This is a genomic window from Nocardia sp. NPDC004718 (genome assembly GCF_053601535.1).
Map to the genome: position 1 here is coordinate 21,169 of NZ_JBSGCA010000070.1, position 6,345 is coordinate 27,513.

A 6,345-nucleotide genomic window follows, 5' to 3' on the forward strand; every position below is an offset into this window, starting at 1 on the left:
GAATCGAGCTTGCCTCCGGCGTAATACACGGGCCGGGTGGGATTGCCGTCGCCGTCCTCGAGACATTCGACCACCAGGACTTCGCCCAACCGCTCCCACCAGGACTCGTCTACGAGCAGTGCCGCAATGTCAGTGGTGAAAACCTGGGGGACGGTGCGGCCGCCTGACGAGGCGGTAGTCGATTCTGCCCGCCGGTGACGCCCGATCTCGGACAGACTCGGCGGTCAGTTCGGCGGTGTGTTCGGAAAACGATTCACGACACCGCTGTTACCCCGCTGCGGGCAGATGTTCGTCTCCATCGAGCCGGGTCGAGGTCCGGGCACCGGTACTGCTTTCGAACGCTGGGCGACCCGCCGGGGCGGATCGCCCAGGCTCCGGCGCCTCCGGCGGATCGGAGCCCGACACCACCGAACCGCCGGTCCCGACGCGGCACTCCCCGTACACGGCTGGCTCAGCGAACCGTTGCGTGACTCGCACCTCCGGGGACCTGCCACGGACTCCAGGTGTTGAGAATCGTCGGTTCTCGAACACCCCCGCGCCATCGGGCGGTGTGGTCCGGAAGCCGAAATCGGCAGAACCTGGTACGTGTCGAAAATGGTTGATGTACCAGATGGTGAAGTGCGCGACCGCGATCCGCACCGGCACCGCGTCAACCGAGGCGATCCTGCGGCGGTTCATGGAGGCCAACGCCGCCCACCCCACCTACCAGGCGATGGATCGAGCTAGGCCGTGCGTAGAAGACGAGACGCCTCGGTGTCCCCGGAATAGCCTGCCGTCGGTTGGGGTTAGGCCGGTATGCGATTCGGTGTTTATGTTCCTTCATACGGCTCGTACGGTGATCCGCGCGTGCTGCGTGATCTCGCCGTCGTGGCCGAGAAGGCAGGCTGGGACGGGTTCTTCGTGTACGACGTGATCAGCCCCTTGGACGACGAGCTGCCGCCGGTCGCGGATCCGTGGGTGGTGCTGTCGGCGATCGCGCAGGCGACCACGACGATCTCGCTGGGGCCGATGGTTGTGCCGCTGCCGCGGCGGCGACCGTGGAAACTGGCGCTGGAGATCAGCACCCTGCAGCAGCTTTCCGGCGGGCGGCTGATCCTCGGACTGGGAGCGGGGGTGCCGGTGGACTACACGAACTACGGCGAGTCCGCCGACCGGCTCGGATCGCGGCTGGACGAGGCCGCCGGGTTGCTGCGACGGCTCCTGGCGGGCGGGGTGGTGGAACACGCCAGTGAGCGCTACCGCGTGTCGGGTGTCCGCTTCGCACCGATCGATGTGCCGGTGTGGACGAGCGGGTTCTGGCCCCGGCGGACGCCGGTGCGAGCCGCGCAGGACGCGGACGGGCTGTTCCCGCAGATCCGCGACCCAGCGCATGACTTCCGGCTGCCGACACCGGAGGAACTAGTCCGGATTCGAGCGGATTTCGTGGAGGCAGGCGGTCGAGCAGACGGCGATATAGCGATTTGGTCGCCGAGTACCGAACCGTCTGCCACGCGCGTCGGCGACTACGCCGATGCAGGCGTAACTTGGTGGTTCAGCGACGGCTCCACTGTCACCCCTGAGCAGCTCCGAAAGCGGATCGCCGCCGGCCCACTCGACATCGCGTAGTGCTGCTGGCCGCCGCCGGCGCAGGAACTTTGCGGATCGCGACTGGCGCGTCTGTGGGAGTTTCCGGAGGTCAACCGCGAGGAGTTGATTCGGTTCTTCACGCTGACCCCGGCCGATATCACGTTCCTCGCGCCGGTGCGGGGACGTTGACCGGCCGATCGGCTGGGTTTGCGATGACTTGGGTGGTCGCCGTCGTTGCATGGTATGCGGCGAACACCGCATACCCGCGGAGGATAGAGCAGCGTGGCTGGAACCGTGGGTGCGGCCTTGCGTGGTTTGCGTGACCGCATGTAGCGCGCGCTCCGCCTTGCGGGGCAGGGCCGGGCCGATCTGACCCGGCGTTTCGCCGACACCTCACAAGGTTCGGCGCACGCATTCTCTCGCGGAGATCGTGACGAGAGAGGCCGACACGAGAGTCAGGCGTATCTCGCAGCAATTTGATGTCTTACAACCAGAAGACGCCGTATGGGCCGATGCGGTCCGCAATACGGGTGAACCACCCAATTTCTTGTACGGTGACCGGGAACATCCACGCCCCCACTGACCGTGCCTGCACTCTGCCGGACTCGGAGGGCGACGAAATGCCCACCTTCCTGGGAGTGCTGCGGCCCGCCGGTTCTGGTGGCAAGTTGTTCGAGATCTATCCGGCGCCCGGGGAAACACAGCCGCCGCCGGAGGGCTCGTGACGACCGAACAGGAAAGAGGTGGCTGATGGATCCGTCCTCAGCAGTCCGCCGAGGCGACTGGTTCGTGCTCTTGGACCCGGACTGGTCCGGTGACCCCATCCAGCAGTCTCCTGCGGTGGAGGTGATGGTCGGCGGCTGGCGACTCGCGGAAGACGGGACACTCGGACCCTTCTGGCCGAATCCCGGTTACCGGCCGCAGACCCCAGACACCCCCATCGACGCCCTGCTACGGCTCATCGCCGCGGGATAAGACTGCGGCGATGAGATCATCCCCACACTGCTGCACACCATCGTCGAGATCGCCTGCGATGAGGACAACCAGCCCCGGATCGCACTCTCACCCGACGACATTTCCTGCGTGGTCGTCGTCACCGCGAACTCCACAAACAACACCTACCCGTGCCATGCTGGATACCCATCCTCGGCTCCCGGCTGGCCGAAATCGTCCCCGACGACACCGACGTACTGTTCAACCCCGCCAGCGACCACCCCTTCCGCCTGACCACCACCGCGATTCGCTTCGCCGGACAGGCCTGACCTCCGGGTTCCCAACATTCCTTGACAGCGAAGCCAAGGACCAACCGCGCCCGCACGAACCCTGCCATCACAGCTGGTCAAGGCAACTTCGTTGCTTTTCGCGCGATTACTAGCGGAGCCCTAGAGTCTAGCGTTCATTCGGCAGCCGCTACTCTCGGTCGACACCCGCAGCCACCTTTCCCGTTGCTCGCGGACTGCTGACCGCTTTCCGAGGCTTGCTGTGCTCATGGGGTGATCGCGTGCTCCTCGGCATACTGTGCGAGCTGGAGATCGAACGACGGAGCGCTCGACAGCATCCATACATCACCGGTCGGCTTCACCACCACGATAGGGCCGACTCCAGGTGCCATCGCGTCTTCGATGTCTCCGGTCTCGATGTATCGTCGGGTATTCCACCCGAACGTGTAGCACCAGCCGTGGTCTTCGACCGTCGAGTACAAAGCCAGTGCTCGCCGAGGGCCCGAGAACGATTCCAGGTATCGCGCCGCGAGCTCCCGAGCCGCTGGCTCGTCCATGCCCACCTTCTCTCAGTTGGTTCGTAGCAGGCGCAGTTCAGCGTAACCGTCGGTATTGGCCCAGCCACCATGCTGGCCGTCGACGTAGAACACCCGGCGTCTGCGATTGATCACGTTGAACGTGTGGGCCGCGACCAGCTTGCCATCCGCATCCCGCCGTATCCCGTAGACGATCCCGCGCGCCTCTGGACCGGCGGACAACATCGTTTTCTCGACCTCGGCGAAACCCGACACGGGCTGAAACCGGCTACGGGTGCCAACTGCCTTCAACAGGTCATCTGGCCAGCGCCAATCATTCTCGGCCGACTTCGGTCGCTTGATCGCCGTAACATACTTCCCGGCCAGCCGCTGGTCGACTGCGACCGCACAAGACGCACAGTTGTGCCGAAACCCCCACGCACCAGTAGCGAAACCAGGATTGACCCCACGCAGCTCGGGAAAAATCCGCAGAAACCCGCGCGTACCGTCAGCGATCGGCTTACCGGCCACCTCACCAGGACCCATCTGTCCCGCGTGCGCAGCGTCGACGAGTTCCCCCACCGGCGGCATGTGCGACACGTCTGTCACCGCCCCGCTCGCCGACACCGGTTTTCGGGGTCCGGTGTCCCGGGAACCGGCGCCGGCATCGGCTGTTTGTCGGTGGATGCTGTGGCCGAGTTCGGTGTCGGCGCCGACAATATCGCCGGTCATCCTCTCCACCGCTCGGCCGGCCTCGCGCGTCGGGCGCGAAGCGGCCGTGCCCAGCCCCGGGGCCAGCGAATCCGCCCGCCGGAGAAGATGGCGGAGCACCTCATCCCACCGCCCGGAAAAACTCACACCAGCCATTCTCGATGCCCCCGGCCACCGTAACACACCCCTGTAGAGAACACCCTCCGCCCTGGGGAGGCGGCGGTCATCCCGTCCCGCCTCTCTCGCCACCGTGTGTGTACGGCCACCACGACCACCGTGGGCGGTCACACTTGTCGGTTTGGGGTACAGCTCAGCGCCGCGCTCGGCAGAGGCGCGAACAGCGTCAGGGCGATGCGCTTCTCGCGCGATCCTGACGCTGTTCGCTGTACTTCAACCTTGTGACCGGGTCGATCGGCTGCTCAGTCTGTCCGGCTCTGTGTCATCACACTGCCCGCGTCCTTGCAGATGGAGGCATCCGGCTCCGACTGAGTGGATCGGGGGTCGGGGTTATGGGCGGGTTACCTCGGTGGCGTGGAGGTTGCGCAGGGTGCCGTCGCCCGCGTCGTGCTGGGAGGGGTAGAGCAGTTGCACGGCGACGGTCAGGGGTGTCCCGGGCTCGATGGTGTGGTTCTCATCCGGTGTGTTGATGACGACCGATCCGTCTGTGCCGTCCTTGATCACGCTGTACCACTGACTCTGCTGGGGATTGATGCGGGTTCGTGGCGGGACGTCGAAACCGATCTCCCACCACACCACCCGCTGTTCGTGGGCGGCCAGAGTGAGTTCGTAGCTGATGACCCAGCCCTTCGCGTCCTCGGGCCAGGTCTGGGGCCACTGCCCGACGATCACGGGGGAGACGGTGACGGGCGGTCGATCGACATCGGTGGTGACCGAGCCGGAGTGTCGTTCGGCGGTATTGGCGCGTGAAGGTGAGGTGATGAGGCTGGTGCAGGTGAGTCGGCCCTCGAACTGCGGATCGATCGTGCCGGTCAGGTGGATGACCGCTTTGCCGCCCTTGGGCAGGTCGATCGGCATGTGCAAGCCGTCGCGAACCGAACCGGTGCCGCAGACAGCTCCGTTGTCGGCCCGGCAGGTCAGCTCCAGATCGGTCAGCTCTGTCGGGACGGTGCCGTCGAGCACGGCGTCGGGGGCGTCGTTGGGGCCGAGATTCTGCACACCGATGGTGTAGGTGATTCGATGCCCCGACTGTGCTGTCTGCGGGCCGCTGATCTCCAGAGGCATTTCCGCGGGCAGGGTCACCTTCAGGTTCCTGATGCGGTGGTAGGCGGTCGCGGCGCCGGTTCCGGCCGCGAAGCCCAACTTGAAGGTCTCGGGCACGCGGGGCTGACCGTCCGCACCGCCGAGATCGAAATTGTCGATCAGCAGGGTGCCGTTCGGGTTGGTCTTGTCGGCGTGCCGAACGGTGAGCCGACCGCCGATAATGGAGACCTGGATGTGAGCACCGCGCTCCCAGTCCGCGCGGAATCCGCCCGGCACCGCAACGCCGGTGAGCCACCTGAACCCTTCCCGCAGGTTGCCTGCTCCGCGTACCCCGAGGGTGTTGGGCCGTGATGTACCGCCTCCGGTACCGGCCAGGGGTGTGGCGAAGTTCCCGAAGTTATCGAAGCCGACGCCGACGAATCCGGCGGTGACCCCGGGTGCGACGATCTGCCCGGACCCCGTTTTCGTGATGGAGTAGCCGAGTGCGGCGCCGATACCGCCGGGCTGGGTGGTGTGCGCGCCGTCGATCACGTAGACGCTGAAGCCGTCGCCGAGCATGGCTGCTCCCTCGCAGGAGTAGTCGAAGTCGATGGTGACCCCGAGCGTGGAGGAGAACGCCTGATCGAGAAACGCCGTCCCGGCCTGGGAGTTGGCGTTGGGGGTGAGTTCCAGACTGCCGTCGTGCAGCCGCGCGCTGCCCAGTAGTTGCCAGTGCGGGTTGGTCACGGTGTCCTGGGTGAACGGTTCGATGATCGGGAACTGTGCCTGCTGGATGGTGACCGGTGCATACGTCGTCATAGTCGTCCTCCTTGGCCGGATATGCCATGAGATGAGCGGTTGTGCCACATGGATCGACTCCGTCGCAGATCCGGCGAAGCCCCGGGTCTACTCATGCCGCCCCGGCCGAGTAGCCAAGGGCCACATCCGTCGACTGTAGGAACATTCGAGCGCGACCGATTCACCTCTTTCGAGTGAACCGGGCCAGCCACCGGCACCTACGCTTCTGCTTCAACGGCGCGGCGCGGGCTAGCTGTGATGTCCAGGGAGGTTGTCCGGCCTACTCACTGTGGTGAGTCCGGCTGACAGGTGAAGGCCTCCGGCTGTGAAGTGGA

7 protein-coding genes are annotated in these 6,345 nt (G+C 65.6%); 4 read left to right on the forward strand and 3 right to left on the reverse strand.

The features are described from left to right. Positions 1 to 795: 795 nt before the first annotated feature. The 4 genes from ACWEH3_RS32450 (at position 796) to ACWEH3_RS32465 (ending at position 2,828) form a co-directional block, all read left to right on the forward strand. Positions 796 to 1,605 (forward strand): LLM class flavin-dependent oxidoreductase, encoded by an 810-nt coding sequence (locus ACWEH3_RS32450; RefSeq protein WP_450024127.1) that lies wholly within the window; start codon positions 796 to 798, stop codon positions 1,603 to 1,605. Positions 1,606 to 2,120: 515 nt separating this feature from the next. After that, complete coding sequence (locus ACWEH3_RS32455; RefSeq protein ID WP_452358464.1) at positions 2,121 to 2,291, forward strand: hypothetical protein; 171 nt, start codon at positions 2,121 to 2,123, stop codon at positions 2,289 to 2,291. A 25-nt stretch (positions 2,292 to 2,316) separates the two neighbouring features. Beyond that, the gene (locus tag ACWEH3_RS32460; RefSeq protein ID WP_450024129.1) at positions 2,317 to 2,541 is read left to right on the forward strand and encodes a hypothetical protein; all 225 of its coding nucleotides are present in this window, start codon (positions 2,317 to 2,319) and stop codon (positions 2,539 to 2,541) included. A gap of 149 nt (positions 2,542 to 2,690) precedes the next feature. Beyond that, positions 2,691 to 2,828, forward strand: a complete 138-nt coding sequence (locus tag ACWEH3_RS32465; protein ID WP_450024131.1) for a hypothetical protein — start codon at positions 2,691 to 2,693, stop codon at positions 2,826 to 2,828. A 224-nt stretch (positions 2,829 to 3,052) separates the two neighbouring features. Here ACWEH3_RS32465 and ACWEH3_RS32470 read toward each other — a convergent pair whose 3' ends face one another. The 3 genes from ACWEH3_RS32470 to ACWEH3_RS32480 all read right to left on the reverse strand — a co-directional run bounded on the left by ACWEH3_RS32470 (position 3,053) and on the right by ACWEH3_RS32480 (position 6,031). Further along, positions 3,053 to 3,343 carry a YrhB domain-containing protein gene (locus ACWEH3_RS32470; protein ID WP_450024133.1) on the reverse strand — a complete coding sequence of 97 codons (291 nt, stop codon included), beginning with the start codon at positions 3,341 to 3,343 and terminating at the stop codon, positions 3,053 to 3,055. Between the two features lie 12 nt (positions 3,344 to 3,355). After that, complete coding sequence (locus tag ACWEH3_RS32475) at positions 3,356 to 4,159, reverse strand: toxin glutamine deamidase domain-containing protein (protein ID WP_450024135.1); 804 nt, start codon at positions 4,157 to 4,159, stop codon at positions 3,356 to 3,358. A 360-nt stretch (positions 4,160 to 4,519) separates the two neighbouring features. Continuing rightward, positions 4,520 to 6,031 (reverse strand): hypothetical protein, encoded by a 1,512-nt coding sequence (locus ACWEH3_RS32480; protein WP_450024137.1) that lies wholly within the window; start codon positions 6,029 to 6,031, stop codon positions 4,520 to 4,522. Positions 6,032 to 6,345 lie beyond the last annotated feature (314 nt).